This is a genomic window from Zunongwangia endophytica (genome assembly GCF_030409505.1).
Classification (GTDB): domain Bacteria; phylum Bacteroidota; class Bacteroidia; order Flavobacteriales; family Flavobacteriaceae; genus Zunongwangia; species Zunongwangia endophytica.
Genome location: NZ_JAUFPZ010000002.1, coordinates 2,790,944 through 2,809,699 on the forward strand (window position 1 = coordinate 2,790,944; position 18,756 = coordinate 2,809,699).

At 35.8% G+C, this 18,756-nt stretch carries 19 protein-coding genes; 5 read left to right on the forward strand and 14 right to left on the reverse strand.

Annotated elements, in window-relative coordinates; genetic code table 11:
* Positions 1 to 2,067: a M16 family metallopeptidase gene (locus tag QWY91_RS12120; protein WP_290235462.1), complete on the forward strand. Its 2,067-nt coding sequence runs from the start codon at positions 1 to 3 to the stop codon at positions 2,065 to 2,067.
* A gap of 53 nt (positions 2,068 to 2,120) precedes the next feature.
* Here QWY91_RS12120 and QWY91_RS12125 read toward each other — a convergent pair whose 3' ends face one another.
* The 5 genes from QWY91_RS12125 to mutY all read right to left on the reverse strand — a co-directional run bounded on the left by QWY91_RS12125 (position 2,121) and on the right by mutY (position 6,662).
* Positions 2,121 to 3,026 (reverse strand): DMT family transporter, encoded by a 906-nt coding sequence (locus QWY91_RS12125; RefSeq protein WP_290235465.1) that lies wholly within the window; start codon positions 3,024 to 3,026, stop codon positions 2,121 to 2,123.
* A 64-nt stretch (positions 3,027 to 3,090) separates the two neighbouring features.
* Positions 3,091 to 3,657: a gliding motility lipoprotein GldD gene (gldD, locus tag QWY91_RS12130; RefSeq protein WP_290235468.1), complete on the reverse strand. Its 567-nt coding sequence runs from the start codon at positions 3,655 to 3,657 to the stop codon at positions 3,091 to 3,093.
* Positions 3,654 to 4,976, reverse strand: coding sequence for a gliding motility-associated protein GldE (locus QWY91_RS12135; RefSeq protein WP_290235471.1), 1,323 nt, complete (start codon positions 4,974 to 4,976; stop codon positions 3,654 to 3,656). The genes gldD and QWY91_RS12135 overlap by 4 nt, the downstream gene beginning before the upstream one ends.
* Positions 4,977 to 4,997: 21 nt before the next feature.
* Complete coding sequence (locus QWY91_RS12140) at positions 4,998 to 5,510, reverse strand: single-stranded DNA-binding protein (RefSeq protein WP_290235474.1); 513 nt, start codon at positions 5,508 to 5,510, stop codon at positions 4,998 to 5,000.
* A 99-nt stretch (positions 5,511 to 5,609) separates the two neighbouring features.
* On the reverse strand, positions 5,610 to 6,662 hold the full coding sequence (mutY, locus tag QWY91_RS12145; protein ID WP_290235476.1) for an A/G-specific adenine glycosylase: 1,053 nt from the start codon (positions 6,660 to 6,662) through the stop codon (positions 5,610 to 5,612).
* Between the two features lie 143 nt (positions 6,663 to 6,805).
* On the opposite strand from mutY, the gene QWY91_RS12150 reads away from it, so the two are divergent.
* The 4 genes from QWY91_RS12150 (at position 6,806) to QWY91_RS12165 (ending at position 10,200) form a co-directional block, all read left to right on the forward strand.
* Positions 6,806 to 7,096, forward strand: coding sequence for an HU family DNA-binding protein (locus QWY91_RS12150; protein ID WP_013073853.1), 291 nt, complete (start codon positions 6,806 to 6,808; stop codon positions 7,094 to 7,096).
* Between the two features lie 342 nt (positions 7,097 to 7,438).
* Positions 7,439 to 8,977, forward strand: a complete 1,539-nt coding sequence (locus QWY91_RS12155) for a ribonuclease E/G (RefSeq protein WP_290235492.1) — start codon at positions 7,439 to 7,441, stop codon at positions 8,975 to 8,977.
* Between the two features lie 171 nt (positions 8,978 to 9,148).
* Complete coding sequence (locus QWY91_RS12160; RefSeq protein WP_290235495.1) at positions 9,149 to 9,634, forward strand: YciE/YciF ferroxidase family protein; 486 nt, start codon at positions 9,149 to 9,151, stop codon at positions 9,632 to 9,634.
* Positions 9,635 to 9,711: 77 nt separating this feature from the next.
* Positions 9,712 to 10,200 carry a regulatory protein RecX gene (locus QWY91_RS12165; protein WP_290235498.1) on the forward strand — a complete coding sequence of 163 codons (489 nt, stop codon included), beginning with the start codon at positions 9,712 to 9,714 and terminating at the stop codon, positions 10,198 to 10,200.
* Here QWY91_RS12165 and QWY91_RS12170 read toward each other — a convergent pair.
* The 9 genes from QWY91_RS12170 to QWY91_RS12210 all read right to left on the reverse strand — a co-directional run bounded on the left by QWY91_RS12170 (position 10,184) and on the right by QWY91_RS12210 (position 18,745).
* Positions 10,184 to 10,678 carry an FUSC family protein gene (locus QWY91_RS12170; RefSeq protein WP_290235501.1) on the reverse strand — a complete coding sequence of 165 codons (495 nt, stop codon included), beginning with the start codon at positions 10,676 to 10,678 and terminating at the stop codon, positions 10,184 to 10,186. The two genes, QWY91_RS12165 and QWY91_RS12170, sit on opposite strands and share 17 nt — an antisense overlap.
* 84 nt (positions 10,679 to 10,762) lie before the next feature.
* Complete coding sequence (locus QWY91_RS12175) at positions 10,763 to 11,632, reverse strand: cupin-like domain-containing protein (RefSeq protein WP_290235504.1); 870 nt, start codon at positions 11,630 to 11,632, stop codon at positions 10,763 to 10,765.
* Positions 11,632 to 12,501 (reverse strand): cupin-like domain-containing protein, encoded by an 870-nt coding sequence (locus tag QWY91_RS12180; RefSeq protein ID WP_290235507.1) that lies wholly within the window; start codon positions 12,499 to 12,501, stop codon positions 11,632 to 11,634. Before QWY91_RS12180 ends, QWY91_RS12175 begins: the two co-directional genes overlap by 1 nt.
* An 8-nt stretch (positions 12,502 to 12,509) precedes the next feature.
* Complete coding sequence (gene bioB, locus QWY91_RS12185) at positions 12,510 to 13,607, reverse strand: biotin synthase BioB (protein ID WP_290235509.1); 1,098 nt, start codon at positions 13,605 to 13,607, stop codon at positions 12,510 to 12,512.
* A 53-nt stretch (positions 13,608 to 13,660) separates the two neighbouring features.
* Positions 13,661 to 14,839, reverse strand: coding sequence for a beta-ketoacyl synthase N-terminal-like domain-containing protein (locus QWY91_RS12190; protein WP_290235511.1), 1,179 nt, complete (start codon positions 14,837 to 14,839; stop codon positions 13,661 to 13,663).
* Positions 14,840 to 15,277: 438 nt separating this feature from the next.
* Positions 15,278 to 16,555, reverse strand: coding sequence for an adenosylmethionine--8-amino-7-oxononanoate transaminase (gene bioA / locus QWY91_RS12195; protein WP_290237096.1), 1,278 nt, complete (start codon positions 16,553 to 16,555; stop codon positions 15,278 to 15,280).
* Positions 16,556 to 16,558: 3 nt separating this feature from the next.
* On the reverse strand, positions 16,559 to 17,179 hold the full coding sequence (bioD, locus tag QWY91_RS12200; RefSeq protein WP_290235513.1) for a dethiobiotin synthase: 621 nt from the start codon (positions 17,177 to 17,179) through the stop codon (positions 16,559 to 16,561).
* Complete coding sequence (locus QWY91_RS12205; RefSeq protein ID WP_290235515.1) at positions 17,176 to 17,589, reverse strand: putative signal transducing protein; 414 nt, start codon at positions 17,587 to 17,589, stop codon at positions 17,176 to 17,178. Before QWY91_RS12205 ends, bioD begins: the two co-directional genes overlap by 4 nt.
* Positions 17,582 to 18,745 carry an aminotransferase class I/II-fold pyridoxal phosphate-dependent enzyme gene (locus QWY91_RS12210; RefSeq protein WP_290235516.1) on the reverse strand — a complete coding sequence of 388 codons (1,164 nt, stop codon included), beginning with the start codon at positions 18,743 to 18,745 and terminating at the stop codon, positions 17,582 to 17,584. The genes QWY91_RS12205 and QWY91_RS12210 overlap by 8 nt, the downstream gene beginning before the upstream one ends.
* Between the last annotated feature and the right edge of the window lie 11 nt (positions 18,746 to 18,756).

Below are 18,756 nucleotides of genomic sequence, written 5' to 3' on the forward strand. Positions count from 1 at the left end.
ATGAAAAAAAATATAGTAGCAATAACAGTATTCCTTTTAGGAGCTGTAGGCCTCAATGCTCAGGTAGATCGCAGTACCATGCCAGAACCCGGGCCGGCACCAAAAGTTAAAGTAGAAGAACCAGAAACATTTAAGCTAAACAACGGCTTAACTGTAATGCTGGTAGAAAACCATAAATTACCAAGGGTAGCCATGTCGCTTAGATTCGATAACCCTCCGCATTCCGAAGGTCAAAAAGCAGGAGTAAGCGGCTTAATGGGAGATTTATTAGGACAGGGAACTACCAATATGCCTAAGGATGAGTTTAATGAAAGAGTAGACTACCTAGGTGCCAGATTGAATATTTTCTCTGAAGGAGCTTCTGCGAATACACTTTCAAAATACTTCCCAGAAATTCTTGGCTTGATGGCAGATGGAGTAATTAACCCAAAATTTACAGAGGAAGAATTCGATAAATCTATCGCTCGTAATAAAGATTACTTAAAGAGTAACGAGAAGGATGTTTCTTATAATGCAGGTAGAGTAAGATCTGCTTTAGCTTACGGTAAAGATCATCCTTACGGTGAATTTGAAACTCAGGAAACGATAGACAATATTAGTCTTACTGATGTTGAAAATTATTATAAAACCTGGTTCTCTCCGGCAAATGCTTACTTAGTTATAGTAGGTGATGTAGAAAAGAAAGAGGTAAAGAAACTTGTGAAGAAGCAATTTTCCAACTGGAAAAAGACTTCAGTACCTGAAATAAATATTCCTGAAGTTAAAAATGTAGATAAAACTGAAATTAACTTTGTAGACATGCCAAATGCGGTACAAAGCGAAATTGCTTTAGTAAATACCATTAACCTTCAGAAAAAACAGGAAGATTATTTTCCAGTAATGGTAGCCAACAAAATCTTAGGTGGCGGAGGCGAAGCTCGTCTATTCTTAAACCTTAGAGAGGATAAAGGATTTACTTATGGCGCCTATTCTAGAACTGGTAATGATAAACACGTAGCAACTTTCGTAGCAAGTGCAAGTGTTCGTAACGAAGTAACCGATAGTTCGGTTGTAGCGTTTTTAGATGAAATCTATAGAATAAGAAATGAAAAGGTTTCTGAATCTGAATTGGCTAATGCTAAAGCGAAACTTACAGGTGATTTTGTGCTAAGTTTAGAGCAGCCTTCTACTATCGCAAGTTTTGCTATGGAAGTAGAAACTGAAGATTTAGATGAAGATTTCTATAAAGAGTATTTAGAAAACATCGACGATGTTACTTTAGAGGACGTTCAAAGAGTTGCTAAAAAATACTTCCTTGCCGATCAATCCAGAATTGTAATTGCAGGAAAAGGAAGCGAAGTAGCCCAAAATCTTGAGAAAATGCAGTATAAGGGAAAAACTTTCCCTGTTAAATATTACAGCAAATATGGTGAAGAAGTTGAAAAGCCAGACTACAATAAAGCTTTAGATCCTTCGGTTACTGTAGAGAAAGTATATGCAGATTATATTGAAGCTATTGGTGGCGAAGAAGCTGCAAAAGCTATAAATACAATCGCTTTTACCGCCACTACGTCTATACAAGGGCAAGAATTAAGTTTAGAGCAACGTAAAAGCAGTGAAGGTAAATTCTCTCAAACTGTTAGCGTTTCTGGTAATGTGATGCAAAAACAGGTTTACAATGGTGAAACTGGATACATGATGGTACAGGGACAGAAAATGGATATGAGCGAGGACCAAATTGGTGCTGTAGCGGTTGAAGCTAACACGTTCCCAGAACTTAACATAAGTGAAAATGCTGAAGTTACCGGTATCGAAGATGTTGAAGGTAGCGAGGCGTATGCAGTGAAGGTAAACGAAAGTACTACCAACTATTACGATGTGGAAAGCGGACTTAAAGTAAAAACACTTACCACCGTTTCACAAATGGGACAAACAATGAGCATCCCAACAATTTATAGTGACTATCAAGAAGTAGAAGGTATAAAAATGCCTTTCACTATTTCTCAAAGCATGGGACCACAGTCTTTCGATCTTAAAGTTCAAGAGTACAAAATTAATGAGGGAGTACAAGATTCAGATTTTGAATAATTTCCTTTTAAGTTAATGTTAGATAAAAGCCGGCTTTTTAGTCGGCTTTTTTATTAGACGAGTTTCTTTTTTCTTTTTATTGAAATTGCCTTTGCACGATTCACGATCAAAACACCAATAATCACCAGCAAGGCGAAAAACAACTGGCCCAAACTAAAAACCTCACCATCTAAAACACCCCAACTCAAAGCAACAATTGGCATCGTATAAGTTACTGAACTGGTAAACACAGGATTTGTGAGTTGCACCAAGCGATTAAATAGAATCATCGCAACACCGGTTCCTAAAATGCCCAAAATGGCAATAAAACTAACCGATTTCTGCAAATCAATATTCGATAAATTTTCACTAAAAAATCCTGACCAGATCAAAACAAGAAATGCCGGAATTAATAAGACCGCAAAACATCCTGAAGTTACCGCCACCGCAGAAACATCATTTAAATACTTCTTCAAAATATTCACATTTACCGCATAACAAACTGCTGCTAAAACCCCCAATATCGAGTATAGATAATTCTCGCTTCCGTTAAAACTGGCATTACTAAAAATCAACCCGGCAGTCCCTATTAATCCTACAAAAACTCCGATAGCTTTATTGCTATTCATTTTATCCTGAAAAAATAATACTCCTAAAACAAGCGTCATAAGCGGAGTTACCGCATTTAAAATTGAAGCTATACCGCTACTAATTTTAGTTTCAGCAAAAGCAAAGAGAAAGATTGGGAAAAATGATCCTACAAAGCCCGAAACAAAAATCCATTTCCATTGCGCCGCTTTGAGTTTAAGAAGCTTTCTAAATCCAACGATAATTAAAAACAAGGCTGCAAAAATTACTCTAAAAGCACCAACCTGAAGTGGAGATAAACCTACCAGTCCTTTTTTAATAAGAATAAAAGAACTGCCCCAAATTAAGGAGAGAACAAAAAGATAAATCCATTTGATTTTTCCGGCCGCCATAGCATTGAAATTTTCCGCAAAAATCAAGATTCTTAACTAAAATCAAACCTTAAAAGCTAAAAAATTATCGCCACTGAAGTGATTCCATTAAATAACGCATATCCTGCATAATATAGCTAGCAGCAGGATAAATAGAATCATAATTAGGCTGTGTATTGAAGTAAACCGAACCCGTTAGAAAATGGCTCGTACTATCGGTTATATAAAATTGCGCTTGCGAGGCCGCATCACCCTGTAGTTCATAAAACATACCGTAAGATTTATGAAGATCGTTCGTATAAATGTCGCCTTCGATAGCCTCAGCTTTTATAGTATGTTCTAAAGGCAATTTTTGGGCATCCCTTAATAAAGAATCTAGATTATTATTTACCGATTGATAAGTGATAAATATAGAGCCATTTAAAGAAGGATAATCCAGATTGATCCAACATGGGCGCCTGTTTTTGGAAGGTGCTACTTCAGCTATTTGATTAATTTCGAAGATATAAGGACAATTAAGGTTAATTGGTCGATATTCTGGATTAGGGTAATCTAAAGCTAACATTGCTTTTGGTTTCGGCTGAACTTCATTTCCGCAGGAAACCATAAAACAGAATACTATAAATGTGACCAAATAACTTAAATACCTCATACAGGCAAAATCGTCAGTTTAATTTGTTTGATACGTCTATCGTCGACGGCTTCAACTTTAAAATTATAATTACCAAAGTTGATAATTTCGTTTTTATGAGGAAAATCTCCAGAAATTTCAAGTAAAAATCCTGCGAGTGTTTCAGATTCCCCTTTATTGTCTTCAAATAAAGAAGGTTCCTCCAGCTTAATTACTTTATAGAAATCTTTTAACGGCGTACGTCCTTCAAAAACATAATTAAATTCGTCTAATTTCGAATAAATTAGGTCTTCATCATCAAATTCATCACTAATATCTCCAACAATCTCTTCAATTATATCTTCAAGACTAATTAATCCACTTGTACCACCATATTCATCCACTACAATTGCAAGGTGATTTTTCTTTTCCTTAAATTCATTTAAAAGATCGTCTAATTTTTTATTCTCCGGAATAAAATAAGGCTCTCTTAAAAGAGACGTCCATTCGAAATCTTTCGTGTTTAGATAGGGTAATAAGTCTTTACTATATAAAATACCGGTCACATTATCGATATTCTCTTTATAAACCGGAATTCTGGAATATCCATTTTCGATAAGTGCAGGGATAATTTCAGCATATGTATCTTCATCGCTCAACGCAAAAATGTCCATTCTTGGGCGCATCACTTGTTTGGTATCGGTATTCCCAAAAGACACAATTCCTTTTAAAATTTTCTGCTCTTCTTTAGTAGTATCTTCCTCGCTGGTTAATTCTAAAGCCTGCGAAAGATGATCGATACTAATAAAAGGGCGTTGTTTCCCTAATTTCTCATGCAAAAACAAAGTCACAGCCCGCATTGGAGTACTTAAAGGAGAAAACAATGAATCCAAAATATTAACCGGCTGCGCCATAAAGTTTGAAAACTGCACATTATTACGACTCGCATAAACCTTTGGCAAAATTTCACCGAAAAGCAAGATCAAGAAAGTAACAATACCAATTTCAAAAATCAGTTTAAAATTTAAGCCGAAAACAACAAAATCGAGTCCGCCGAATAACTGATCTGAAACAGAATCAAACAATAAAACAATGGCGATATTAATAAAGTTGTTCGCTACCAGTATTGTTGCCAATAGCTTCTTTGGCTTTTCCAGCAGTTTGATTACGATTTCCTGAGATTTCGTTCTCTTGTTCCCATCCTCGGTCATGAAATCGGCCGGAGTTAACGAAAAGAAAGCAACCTCTGCACCAGAGATCATGGCAGAGCATAATAAGAGTAGTAATAAAAACACAAAGCTTATTACCTGGGTATAATCAAACGCGGCCCATAAAATTATACTGGGGGGTTCTGGATCCAAATGCAATAAATTTAGTTAGACTTAAAATGGTAAATCATCTTCTTCCTCATCATTACCATTAAATGGTTGACTGGCAAAATTAGTATTATCTCCCGAATTACCAGAATTACTATTACTGTTTGCCATATTATTTGGCTTTGATGCCTGGTTATTCGAATTATTTTGTGGCGAAGGATTACCACCACCATTGCTCTCGCCTTTAGGTGTTAAGAAAGTGAACTCGGTACATTGCACTTCAGTAGAATAACGCTCCATTCCCTTATCGTCGGTCCACTTACGCGTTTTAATTCTTCCTTCTATATATACCTTATCTCCTTTTTTCAGGTATTTCTCACAAACCTCAGCAGCTTTATTACGTACAACGACATTGTGCCACTCGGTATTGTTCACTCGCTCACCACTTGTTCTATTAGTATAAACTTCGTTGGTTGCTAGCGGAAAACGGCCAATTGAGCCACCGCCCTCAAAATAATGCATCTTTACATCATCCCCGGTATGTCCTATAAGCATTACTTTGTTTAGCGTTCCTGTCATAAAATAGTGTCTTTGATTTATTTAAAACTTCTCTTTCTAATTTAAAGAAAAAATCAATCCGATTACAACGGAATGATGTTAAATTGAAAAACAGCAAAATTACAAGTTTTCTATGTCAATTTCATTAAGAAAATTCTGAATTAACACCGGCACGGGATATTCTTTTACTTTTTCTACGGAAACACCTATTCTCGGAAGATTTTCGGCTTCAACCAACCAAAACCTGGCATGAATATGTTGATGTGATAATTTATGAATAACAGGACGATCATTATAAAGACTAATTGAAGCATTAATATCCAAAACTAATTCCTGAAATTCTTTATTTTCTTCAATTAAGCCAGATTCCTGAATATCTGAAGTTGTTTCAATTAAAGGAAATTCATATAATCCATTCCAAATCCCCTTACCTTTTCTTTGCTGAAGTAAAGTTTTATTTTCTTCCGAAGAAAAAACTAAATAATTAAAATATCGATTCTTAATTTTACCTTTTTTGATTTTGACCGGTAAATCGCCAATCTTATTTTCTTTCAACGCCAAGCAACTCGTGTTAAAAGGACAGGAATCACAAAGCGGATTTTTAGGTTTACACTGCAACGCACCAAACTCCATCAAAGCCTGATTAAACGCTGAAGGATCCTCTTTATCTAAAAGTTCCATCGCTAAAGCTTTAAACTCTTTTACACCTTCTGTACTATTAATAGGAGTAGCAATATCAAAATATCTGGAAAGAACACGATATACATTCCCATCGACCACAGCAACCGGCTCATTATAACTAATAGATGCAATTGCACTTGCAGTATAATCCCCTACTCCTTTTAATTTAAGTAATCCTTTATAATCCTTCGGAAAAATACCATCAAGCTGGTAAGCGACATATTTTGCAGTTTCATGTAGATTTCTGGCTCTAGAATAATATCCTAATCCCTGCCACAGTTTCATTACGTTGTCTTGAGATGCGTCTGCAAGATCAAAAACGCTTGGAAACTCCTCCACAAATTTTAAATAATAAGGTAATCCCTGCTCGATTCTAGTTTGCTGAAGCATAATTTCGCTAAGCCAAATGTTGTAAGGATCACTGGTTTTTCGCCAAGGCAAATCACGCTTAGATTTTAAGTACCAGTTAATCAAAGTTTTAGAAAAATCCATAATTTAAAATCTCTTATCGCAATATAAATTGTTTATTCCGTTATTATTTAATGATTTAGGTTTGAAATATTGAATATATAATTCTTATATTTGCCCCCTTGAAAATTAAGAACCCCAATTTATAAATATTAAATAGCACGAAAATGACGAAAGCAGATATCGTAGCAAATATTTCGGAGAAATTAGGAATGGAAAAAGGTGATGTACAAGCTACAATCGAAACCTTTATGGAAGAGGTAAAATCTTCTTTAGAAAGTGGAGACAATGTTTATTTAAGAGGTTTTGGAAGCTTTGTTGTAAAAACTAGAGCAGAAAAAACTGGAAGAAACATTTCTAAAAACACTACTATTAAAATACCTGCTCACAACATTCCGGCATTTAAACCAGCGAAGATTTTCGTAGAGGGTGTTAAGAGTAATGTAGATGTAAAATAAGCTATCCAGAAGTAAGAAGCTGGAATAATGAAATAAATTTATTAATTAAAACGTAACACTATGCCAAGTGGTAAAAAAAGAAAAAGACATAAGGTAGCTACGCACAAGCGTAAAAAAAGAAGAAGAGCTAACCGTCACAAGAAAAAGTAGTTTTCATACTACTTTTTTTATTTAAAAGATTTTGCTTTAACAGCAATGTTCTTTGACATCGAGATTTTGAATAAAAGCATGGTATCAAGTCACTATGCCTGTATATTTATAAATCTCTTCAGGCTTCAAACACCTGTGATAAAATAATGTTTAATCCATCCCGAGAATTTTCGGGGTTAAAAATCTAATAGAGTGGACAAAGAATTAATTATACGGTCCGAATCCTCTGCTGTAGATTTTGCCTTATTAAAAGATGGAAAACTTGTTGAACTAAACAAGGATGAAGATGACAACAATTTTAATGTTGGCGATATAATGATCGCTAAGATTAGAAAGGCTGTCCCCGGGTTAAATGCTGCATTTGTTAATGTTGGCTATACTAAAGATGGTTTTTTACACTATCATGATCTGGGCCCTCAGGTTTCATCCTTGCTTAAGTTTATAAAACGTGTAAGCACAGGTAAATTAAAAGACTATTCTTTAAAGAATTTTACTTTTGAAAAAGAAATAGACAAAAACGGAGTTATCTCTGATGTCTTAAAATCAAATCAGTCGTTACTGGTTCAAATTGTAAAAGAACCTATATCTACCAAAGGCCCTCGTATTAGTAGTGAGTTGTCTTTACCGGGAAGATACATCGTTCTCGTACCTTTTTCTAATCGAATTTCGGTTTCTCAAAAAATTGAAAGCAAAGAAGAAAAAGATCGATTAAAGCGCCTTGTTAAAAGCATAAAACCTAAAGGGTTTGGCGTTATCGTAAGAACCGTAGCCGAAGGCAAAAAAGTAGCAGAGCTGGACAAAGATCTTCAAAACTTGATGGGTCGTTGGACAGCAATGTGTAAAAAATTGTATAAGCCTCAATATCCATCAAAAGTACTAGGAGAATTAAATCGTGCCTCATCTCTTTTAAGAGATGTGTTTAACGATACATTTACTTCTATCACTGTAGATGACGAGACGCTTTACACACAAATTAAAGACTATGTGAGCGAGATTGCTCCTAGCAAAGAATCAATTGTAAAATTACATCAGTCCAATGTTCCAATTTTTGAAAAGTTCGGTATCGAAAGACAAATAAAAACCTCCTTTGGGCGCACTGTATCCATAAGTAAAGGCGCCTACCTGGTTATAGAACATACAGAAGCTATGCACGTTGTAGATGTGAATAGTGGTAATCGTTCTAATAAATCTAAAAACCAGGAAGATACTGCATTAGAGGTAAATCTAATTAGCGCTACAGAAATTGCTCGCCAGTTAAGACTTCGCGACATGGGCGGCATCATTGTAGTAGACTTTATCGATATGAGTAAAGCTGAAAATCGCAAAACTCTCTTCGATCATCTAAAAAACGAAATGAGCGACGATCGTGCTAAGCACAAGATCCTACCGCCAAGTAAGTTTGGACTTATACAAATTACAAGACAACGCGTAAGGCCAGAAATGAATATTAAGACCCGTGAGGAGAATCCTAACGGTGATGGTGAGGTTGAGGCACCAATAATCTTAATAAGCAAAATTAAAGCCGATATTGAGCGACTTCTTAAGAAAAATCATAAGAAAATAACGCTCACTGCGCATCCATTTATTGCAGCCTTTCTAACAAAAGGCTTTCCATCTCCCAGATCTCAATGGTTTATAGACCACAAACGCTGGGTTAAAATTATACCTAGAGACGCTTACACGTATTTAGAATATCATTTTCACGATAAAGAAGGGAAAGTGATTCGATAAAACTTAAACGCCTTACAATTTATTTTGTAAGGCGTTTTTTTTTGCGCTAAATTCAAATATTTTACAGCAATCATAATTGGCAAAAAGCTAAGAAAGCTTTCTTATCTATTTAACTATACCGGTTCGGTTTATAGGATATATTTAACCTATAACAACCTAATTATTAAAAAGATGAAAGATTTAAAAGAATTATTTGAACACCAGTTGAAAGACTTATATAGTGCTGAATCGCAACTTCTAAAAGCATTACCTAAAATGGTAAAAGCTGCAAATAATGATGCTCTAAAAAAAGCATTCGAAGGTCATTTAGAAGAAACTAAAGAACATAAAGAACGCTTATCTGAAATTTGCAAAGAGCTAGGCATAAAACCTACGGGCGAAACTTGTAAAGCGATGAAGGGACTTATCGAAGAAGCTGAGGATTTCTTAAAAGAAGAAACTTCTGAAGAGGTTAGTGATGCTGGTATCATTGCAGATGCACAACGCATAGAACATTATGAGATTTCTGGATATGGTACAGTTGTTCGTTATGCCAAAGAATTAGGCTACAAAGAACTTGCTACAAAACTTCAAAAAACACTTGATGAAGAATATGCAGCAGATAAAAAATTAGATAAACTAGCTGAAAAAAGATTGAATAAAAAAGCTATGGCTTAATTCACAATTAATTAAGAAACCGTCTCTATGACGGTTTTTTTATTTTAATGCCAATGCAAAAGATTTAGCTTTGTATTATGAAAGAAGCTGCACATAAAACGTATACAGTAAAAGAGGCCACCGTCAAGCTAATGCAGTATTGTGCGTATCGTGATAGAACTCATAAAGAAGTTGAAGAAAAATTGAGAAGCCTGAATATGATTCCCGAAGCTCAGGAACAAATTATTATGGAACTTATGCAGGAGAATTTTCTGAATGAAGAACGTTTTGCAAAAAGCTTTGCCAGAGGTAAATTCAGAATTAAAAAGTGGGGTAAAAAAAGAATCACAAATGAGCTGAAATTACGAGGAATTTCAGCTAGAAATATCCAAACCGGACTTAAAGAACTTTCAGAAACAGATTATCTGAAAACATTCCACGAAATTTCCGAAAAGAAATGGGACAACATCAAGGAAACTTCAGCAATTAAAAAGAAAAAAAAGCTTGTCGATTATTTGCAATATCGAGGTTGGGAAAGTCATCTTATTTTTGAAAAAGCCAATGAACTTTCTAAACAGAACGATTAAATAAAGCTTTAGACAGCCTGTTGAAAGACATTGATATAAACAAGGCAATAAGACAACCAAGCAGAACACAACCGGCTCTTTGTAATCCTACCACCCAAGCCGTATCTGCTTTATCTTCATTAATAATAACAATAATCACTGCGGCTAAAGCAGATCGAATTGTCGGTTCTATTTTTAACACGATACCTAAAACAATCGTAAAAGCTACCCCCAGACAAAACATCACAACGCTCGGGATGGGTAAAAAATAGACCGCTAACCCCACAAAAGAGCCTAAGAAATTAGACTTAATTCTATTAAGTGCAAGTTCACGGTCATTCTCCTGAGAGAACACCAATAAACAAGAAATAATACTCCAATAAAAAGGATATTGCGGAAATGCATCAAACAACGCAAAACAGACAATTGTACCAATTATACATTTAAGAAGATATATCCCTTCAGAAGATGAGATTTTATAATTCAGGGGTGGCTTCAAACCGAAAAGTTTTTCAATTTAAAGTTAATAAAGCTAAACCTACAGGCCTAAACTTTCAACAAGATTTATTCGGCTTAACCAATCTTAGGAATATTTATTGGTTTTTTTAACTGCTATGCGATTTTTACGATCTATCCACTTTTGACCACCTAATTTCCGCATTACGTTATCGAAATTACGCATTACAACCAAATTGTAAACTGCCTTGGAAAAATTGGTAAAAGTACGCGGCGTAGCTCTTAAACTCATCGAAAAGCCAGCGTTCAGATAACTCATCTGGTGCCAATAACCTTCTGGCATATATAGTGCTTCGCCATGATTAAGCTCGGTGACATAACCTTGTGCTTTTTTCAGTACAGGGAAATTATTAAAATCTGGATTGGTAAAATCAATATCTTCTCTTGAAATTAAAGAGTGCGGAACCTTGTAAAGATATTTACTTTCTGAAGGAGGATAAAGAACGCATTGCTTTTTACCATGAAATTGAAAATGAAGAATATTCGCAAAATCAATATCGTAATGCATAAACACCTTGGAATTTTCTCCACCAAAGAAAAGCATCGGCAACTGCTTAATCATGCGTAAACCGACCTCCGGAAATTTAAAATCTTTTTGCAATACCGGCACTTCCTTCATTAAGTGATAAAGAAAAATCCTGTAATCTGTAGGTTTGGATTTTAAAAGATCGATATAATCTGCCATTTTCATTTCGGCATGCGGCTCGTTGAACTTAAATTCTGAAGTAATTGGACGATCATCATACAACGGCACTACTTTATCACCGGCAACTTGTTTTATATAATCCAGATTCCACTTCTCGTAAGCCGGCCATTCTTCAATCAAATTTTCTATAACCACAGGTTTTTGTGGCTTTACATAATACTTTAAAAAATCTTCTTTAGAAATTCTTTTCACCCTGGGAATCTCTGCTAATTGCAATCCTCCATTCATCATTACTCGATATTCGCGTTTTTGTGGGTATTTTTTATCGCTTTTTGATTCTTATAATCAATCCAATCTTGCCCTTTAATTTTACGCATTACATTATCATAATTCCGCATAAAGATCAGATTATTTAAAACTTCAAGCACTTTGCCGGGAGACCTTGGGAACGATCTTAAGGTGAGCGATAAACTTGCGGTTTCATATTTTATAAAATGCCACCATTTACTTGGCATAAACAATCCTTCACCATGTCCCAAGTGAGCTTCAAAACCTTTTGCTTTAGCTAAAGCAGGATACGTTTCAAAATCTGGATTATCCATATTGATTATTTCCATACTTACGATGGAATGTGGAACTTTATATAAAAAATCAGTCTGATCTGGCGGATATAAGATCACACGCTTTTTACCAGAAAAATTGAAATGGAAATTATTGGCAAGATCCATATCGTAATGCATCACTACGCTAGAGCCCTCTCCACCTACAAACAAAACGGGCAGCTTTTTAAAGAATTTGACTCCAAGATCTGGATATTCGATATCTTTTAAAAGCTCCGGAGAATTTTGCAAAAGATTAAAAAAGAACATTCGTAAATCTGAAGGGCCTTTTTCTAAAATATCAAAGTATTCTTTTATTGGAAGTTTCTTTGCAGCGCCATGAGAATTCTGCCTTCCCTTGGCAGGTGTGTTGTCGTAAAGCGGTACAACAACATCACCGGCTTTCTCTCTAAAATAATCGAAACTCCAGTTTTGATAAGCCGGCCAGTTTTTTGCAAGATCTTCAAAAATTACCGGTCGCTGCGGAATAAAATAATCCCGCTGAAATTCCTCTTTAGAAATTCCTTTAACTCTTGGTATTTCCTGAAGATCCAACTGCATATTCAGATTTACGCTTTTGATTTTGCCTTTTGTTTTTCTTCGGTAACCTTATTTCGCTCGATCGTATGCCCTGGTCTAGACCATTTTGGCTTTTCCCCAAGCGAATTATACTTAGATTCTGTAGCTTCTACAGTGTCTGGTTTCGACTTTTTAGTGAATGGCTTTTGTGGATTCAATCCTAAAGCTTTAAACATTTGCATGTCTTCACTAACATCTGGATTTGGAGTCGTTAACAACTTATCACCTGCAAAAATAGAATTTGCACCAGCAAAGAAACACATTGCCTGCCCTTCTCTACTCATTTGCGTACGGCCTGCAGATAATCGAACCTGCGTCTCTGGCATTACGATTCTTGTAGTGGCCACCATTCTTACCATTTCCCAAATAGAAACCGGAGCTTCTTCTTCCATCGGTGTTCCTTCAACAGGAACAAGTGCATTAATGGGTACAGATTCTGGCTGCGGATTTAAAGTAGAAAGCGCTACTAGCATCCCAGCACGATCTTCTTCCTTTTCTCCCATTCCTATTATTCCGCCGCTACAAACGGTAACATTCGTTTTTCTAACATTATCAATCGTTTCCAGACGATCTCCAAAGCCGCGTGTAGAAATTACTTCTTTATAATATTCTTCAGAGGTGTCTAAATTGTGATTATAAGCGTACAAACCAGCTTCAGCTAAACGCTCTGCCTGATTTTCAGTAAGCATACCCAACGTGCAACAAACTTCCATATCAAGTTTGTTAATTGTACGCACCATTTCTAAAACATTATCAAACTCTGGTCCATCTTTAACATTTCTCCAAGCCGCTCCCATACATACACGAGAACTACCAGCAGATTTTGCACGTAAAGCTTGTGCTTTTACGTGATTAACGCTCATAAGATCGTTACCTTCAATATCAGTATGATAACGCGCTGCTTGTGGGCAATAGCCACAATCTTCAGGACAACCGCCTGTTTTTATAGAAAGTAAAGTAGAAACCTGTACTGTATTAGGATCGTGATTTTTTCTATGAACGGTAGCTGCTTCGTAAAGCAATTCCATCAAAGGTTTATTGTAAATCGCTAAGATCTCTTCTTTGGTCCAGTTATGTCTTGTTGCCATGAAAATAGATTTATTCAAAAATAATCAAAACTTCGCTATAAGAACAGCGAGAATTATTTGCCTTTTTTAAGGCTATTAAATTTACTTATCAAAATAGAAACGGCATTACCGCCAAAACCAACAGCATTCACCAGAATATTCTGAATTCTCGTTGGTTTTTTACTAATATCGGAAAAAGGAACCGAAATAAACTGCTGCTTTTTCAGCATTAACATTGCTAATTCCAGGTTCAGGATTCCCGAGGTTGCAAACGTATGCCCAATTTTCCATTTATTGGAAGTCATTGCTGGTAAATTTTCACCAAACAGCGCTTTTATCGCCTTCACCTCTCCTGCATCACCTTTTATTGTTCCCGGTGCATGCATTACCACAGCATCAATTTCTGATGGTTCTAAACCGCCAAGTGCCATTCTCATAGAATTTTGCATGCATTCTCCATCATCTGATATTGAAACGCTATGTTTTAATTTTTCTGCGGAATAACCAATCCCTATAATTTTTGCTAAAGATCTTTCTGAAACAGAATTTTCTAAACACATCAATCCGGCGCCTTCTCCTAAAACCATGGAATTTCTAGTTTTGTTTAAATTCAATGCCTGACATGGGTATTCTAAATCTTCTGAAGCATAGGTTTTAATAGCCTTCATCTGTGCAATTGTAAAAGGCGTGAGTGCCGCTTCGCTCGCTCCGGCAATAAATTTATCGGCTAAGCCCGATTGTAACCAAGCTACCGCATTTAAAACAGAATGTAATCCCGTAGAACAGGTGACACTATGTGAAAAATGAATTCCGTTATTTTCTAAATCCTGGCCAACCCAGGATGAAATATTCCCTAAAGTTGTTGCTGGTGAAGCCTGAGTAGAAGCTTTTCGATTTTCGATAAATTCTGAATGAAATTTTTCAAAAAGTCCGGTTGCTCCCCGTGAACTTCCGATATTAATACCGATGTTTTTTTCATTCTGCCAACCGGCGCGTTTTACGGCTTGTCGCGAAACATAAATTGCCATCAACACAGAACGATCGAGTTTTCGATAATTGACCGATTCAGTTCTTAATTTTTCGATTTCTCTATTTAGATCTTCAGGTAAAGAAGCTGCAAAAGCGTCCTCTCCTTCAAAATCATGCTTTTTTATAAAATGCTGATCAGTTTTATAGGCTTCCCATATATTGCTGTGATCTTCTCCCAAAGGAGAAACCGAAGCCATGGAAGTGATATAAATTGGATTTTTCATAATTGTAGGGATTAGCATCTAAGCTATTAACTCAGTTAGATCTTAAAATTTATATCTTTTCAATCTGTACTTTTCTTTTTTCCATTGCCGAAAAAAGAAACAAAAAAGACTAGGCTTACGAATCCTGCTCTAAATTTATCGTTCTGAAGCTAAATTTTAGGAACTCGCTACGCTCAAACAGCCTAAAATTTTACGCTTATTTCACTTCAAATTTAACGAGCAATTTTCGATAGGCCAGTTTTTAATTATCAATAAAGCTGCTGACGATTATATTTGATTATTCATTGATTAGCTCTCAAATTTTTCCAAAAATCTTTTCTATGGTTAAATACAGGTCGGTTTTATTCAACAGTGCAATTTCAAATTATCAACTCAATACATCAAAATGTCTATTATCTAAGCTCTAACAGCAAAGCGGTCTAAAGTCTAAATTCAATTCTAAAATTGTTCAAACACACCTTCAATAACATCATAGATCTTCTGCATTTCTTCATCTGAAGTGATATAAGGTGCGGTAATATAGATAGTACTACCAAGCGGACGAAGAAAAACACCATGATCCATAAAATATCGGAATAACTGGTTTCGTAAATTTCCGTAGCGCTCCATTTTCACATTTAAATCGAATGCAAAAATGATCCCCAATTGCCTAATATTGCTCACTTTTGGATGATTTTTTATTTTTTCGCCAAAGTCTTGATGCAACTTCTCGATTCGTTTGATGTTCGCCTGCATTGCTTCCGAAGTTAAAAGTTCTACTCCGGCTAATGCCGCTGTACAGGCTAAAGGATTTGCGGTGTAGGTATGCCCATGAAATAATCCTTTGGCAATATCTTCAGAATAAAAAGCATCGTAAATTTTCTGAGAACAACTGGTTAAGCCCATGGGTAACAATCCAGCGGTAAGCGCTTTAGACATACAAACTACATCGGGTTTAGTTGCTATATAATCTGAAGCAAAATAGCTTCCGGTTTTTCCAAATCCCGTCATGACCTCGTCGGCTACGCAAATAATCTCGTTCTCCTTACAAATCTTTAGAATTTGATTAAGTCCTTCTTTATCATGCATCTTCATGGCTGCTGCTCCCTGAACCAAAGGTTCGTAAATAAAACCGGCAAAATTATGATTCTGAATTAATTGCTGAAGTTTTTCTATAACTTCGGAATTATTATCTCCCGTTGGTACGGGAATACGCTGCACCTCGATAAAATGATCTTCGAAAGCACCATTATAAACCGATAAGCTTGAAACCGACATTGCTCCGAAAGTATCGCCATGAAAGCCTTCTTCGAACGCTAACATTACTTTACGATCGTTTCCTAAATTATGATGGTATTGCAGCGCCATTTTTATTCCGATCTCGGTTGCGGTAGAACCATTATCGTTAAAAAATAGTTTTTGCTGACCTTCGGGTAAAATCTTAATTAAAGCTTCTGAAAGTTCAACAGCCGGTTGATGTGTAAATCCGCTAAACACCACCTGGTCCAAATTCTTCATTCGCGCGGCTACGCGATCGGTAATAAACTCATTGCAATGACCATAAACACAGGTGTACCAAGATGAAATCCCGTCGATATATTCTTTTCCGCTTTCATCGTAAAGTTTTACACCTTTTGCTTTTGTAATTCCTATTGCATCTGAAGCTGTTTTGTGCTGCGTTAAAGGATGCCACAAATGTTTTTTATCTCGTTCTGCTAAATTCAAATTCTCTTGCATCATTTATTTTTTCAGATTCTTGCGGAATTGCTCTGCATATTTTTTTACTACTTCCGGTGTAAATTCATTTTCTTCATCTACACGCCCAATCATTGGTACACCGCTCATTTTTTCGATAATATCTTCCGTAGTTTTTGTCGCATTTCCGCTATAAATTATTCCGAAGCAATCTAATCCGCGGCTTCGAAGAGCCTCTGTACTTAACAACGTATGATTTATGCTTCCCAAATAATGCCGAGAAACTAAAATTACTTTATCATTTGGATTAATTAAATCGGCAATCGTCTCTGTATTGTTTATCGGCACCAGCAAACCTCCCGCACCTTCTATCACCAAATTATTATCGGTTTCTGGTCTAACTATGGTTTTAGATGTTACTTCAACTCCATCTATTTCCGCAGCAGCGTGCGGACTCATAGGTGTTTGTAAAGCAAAAGCATTTGAGTGGAATTTAGTAATTGGATTACTAATTAAATGCTGAATTTTATGGGTATCTGAATTATCTAAATCTCCTGCTTGTATAGGTTTCCAATAATCAGCCTCTAAAGCTTCTGTCACCATGGCAGAGATCATTGTCTTCCCTACTTCTGTACCTATTCCGGTAACAAAATAAGTCTGTTTCATTTCAAATTAAATTTATGTTTGCAGTTTTCACATCGATACGAATATTTGGTATACATCGGTAAAACCGCAAAAAGAAAGCCGACAAAGAAATAAATAAAAGATTTAAAATCGGTAATACTGGTATAATATTCTATTTTAGAACTGTTGCAATTGGGACAATGAATCGCTTCTCCTTCATCATCCAACGAATATTTAGAGATACTTTCTAAGATCTTTTTTGCTTGAGCCTCATCTTCCTCGAAAACCATTAATTGCACGCCACCAATGGCATTACTAATTAGCGGATCGGTATTAATTGTATGCTCATTATTAATTACAACCTGAATATCTTCGGCCTCTAGCCTGGCTTTTACAATTTGTGCTTCTGAAGCATATTGAAAACTAGCAATTAATTTTAATGAGCTATTCATCTAAAATTGATTTTAAAGATTCTGAAAGTAAATTGATGAGTGCTGCTATTTCTTCTTCGGAATTAAAACTATGTAAGCAAAATCTGAGTCGCTCGCTACCTTTTGGAACTGTTGGCGAAAGAATAGGTTTTACTAAAAATCCATTTTGTTGAAATATTGCTGCTATTTTTTTAACCGATCCGTTTCCTGAAACTATCGCACATTGAATTGGTGATTCACTTTCGATAAAATAAGAATCGATTTTAGCGATTTTCAATTGTTTTTTAAAATACTGAATATTTGCTTTTAGCTTATCCAATTCGGCTCCTCCATTTTTTAATTGCTGAAAGGCTGAATAAATAGTTGCTATTGCATGCGGCGGAAGTCCTGTGGTGTATATAAAACTCCGTGCGAAATTTACCAAATACGATTTTAGTTCCTGGCTACCTAAAATAACAGCCCCGTGGCAACCCATCGCTTTTCCAAATGTATGGATTCGTGCAAAAATCTTTTCCTGAAGCTGAAGTTCATTTACTAATCCGCTTCCGTTCGCTCCAAAAACGCCTGTGCTATGCGCTTCGTCTACAATTAAAAAATGATTGTTTTTTTCAGCAAAATCAGCTAATTTGGATAGCGGAGCCAGATCGCCATCCATCGAAAAAACAGCTTCGGTTACAATATAGATTACGCTATTTTCTAAAGATTCTTGGCGCGAAATTTTAGCTTGTAAATCCTCAATATTATTATGCTGAAATTTATAAGCTTTCGCATTACTTAACGAAATGCCATCGCGAATACTGGCATGGATTAATTCATCATAAAAAATGAAATCTCCTTTCTGCGGAACTGAAGAAAAGAAACCCAGATTGGCATCGTAACCAGAATTAAAAATAAGAGCACTTTCAGCTTGGTGAAATTCAGCTAAAAAATATTCAGTAAGCTCGAATAATTTATGATTTCCTGAAATAAGTCGACTGCCGGTAGCTCCGTTTTGCTTCAGTTGATGTTTTTCACAAAGCTTTGTGGCTTCAGAAAAAATAGTTTCAGAGCTAGAGAAGCCTAAATAATCGTTTGAATAAAAATCGATACCATCTTTAGGAGCTTGTAATTCTCTGAAAGAGTTATTATTGGTTCTATCCTGAAGACGTTTCGATAAATTATTAGGAAATTTACTCATTCAGCAAAATT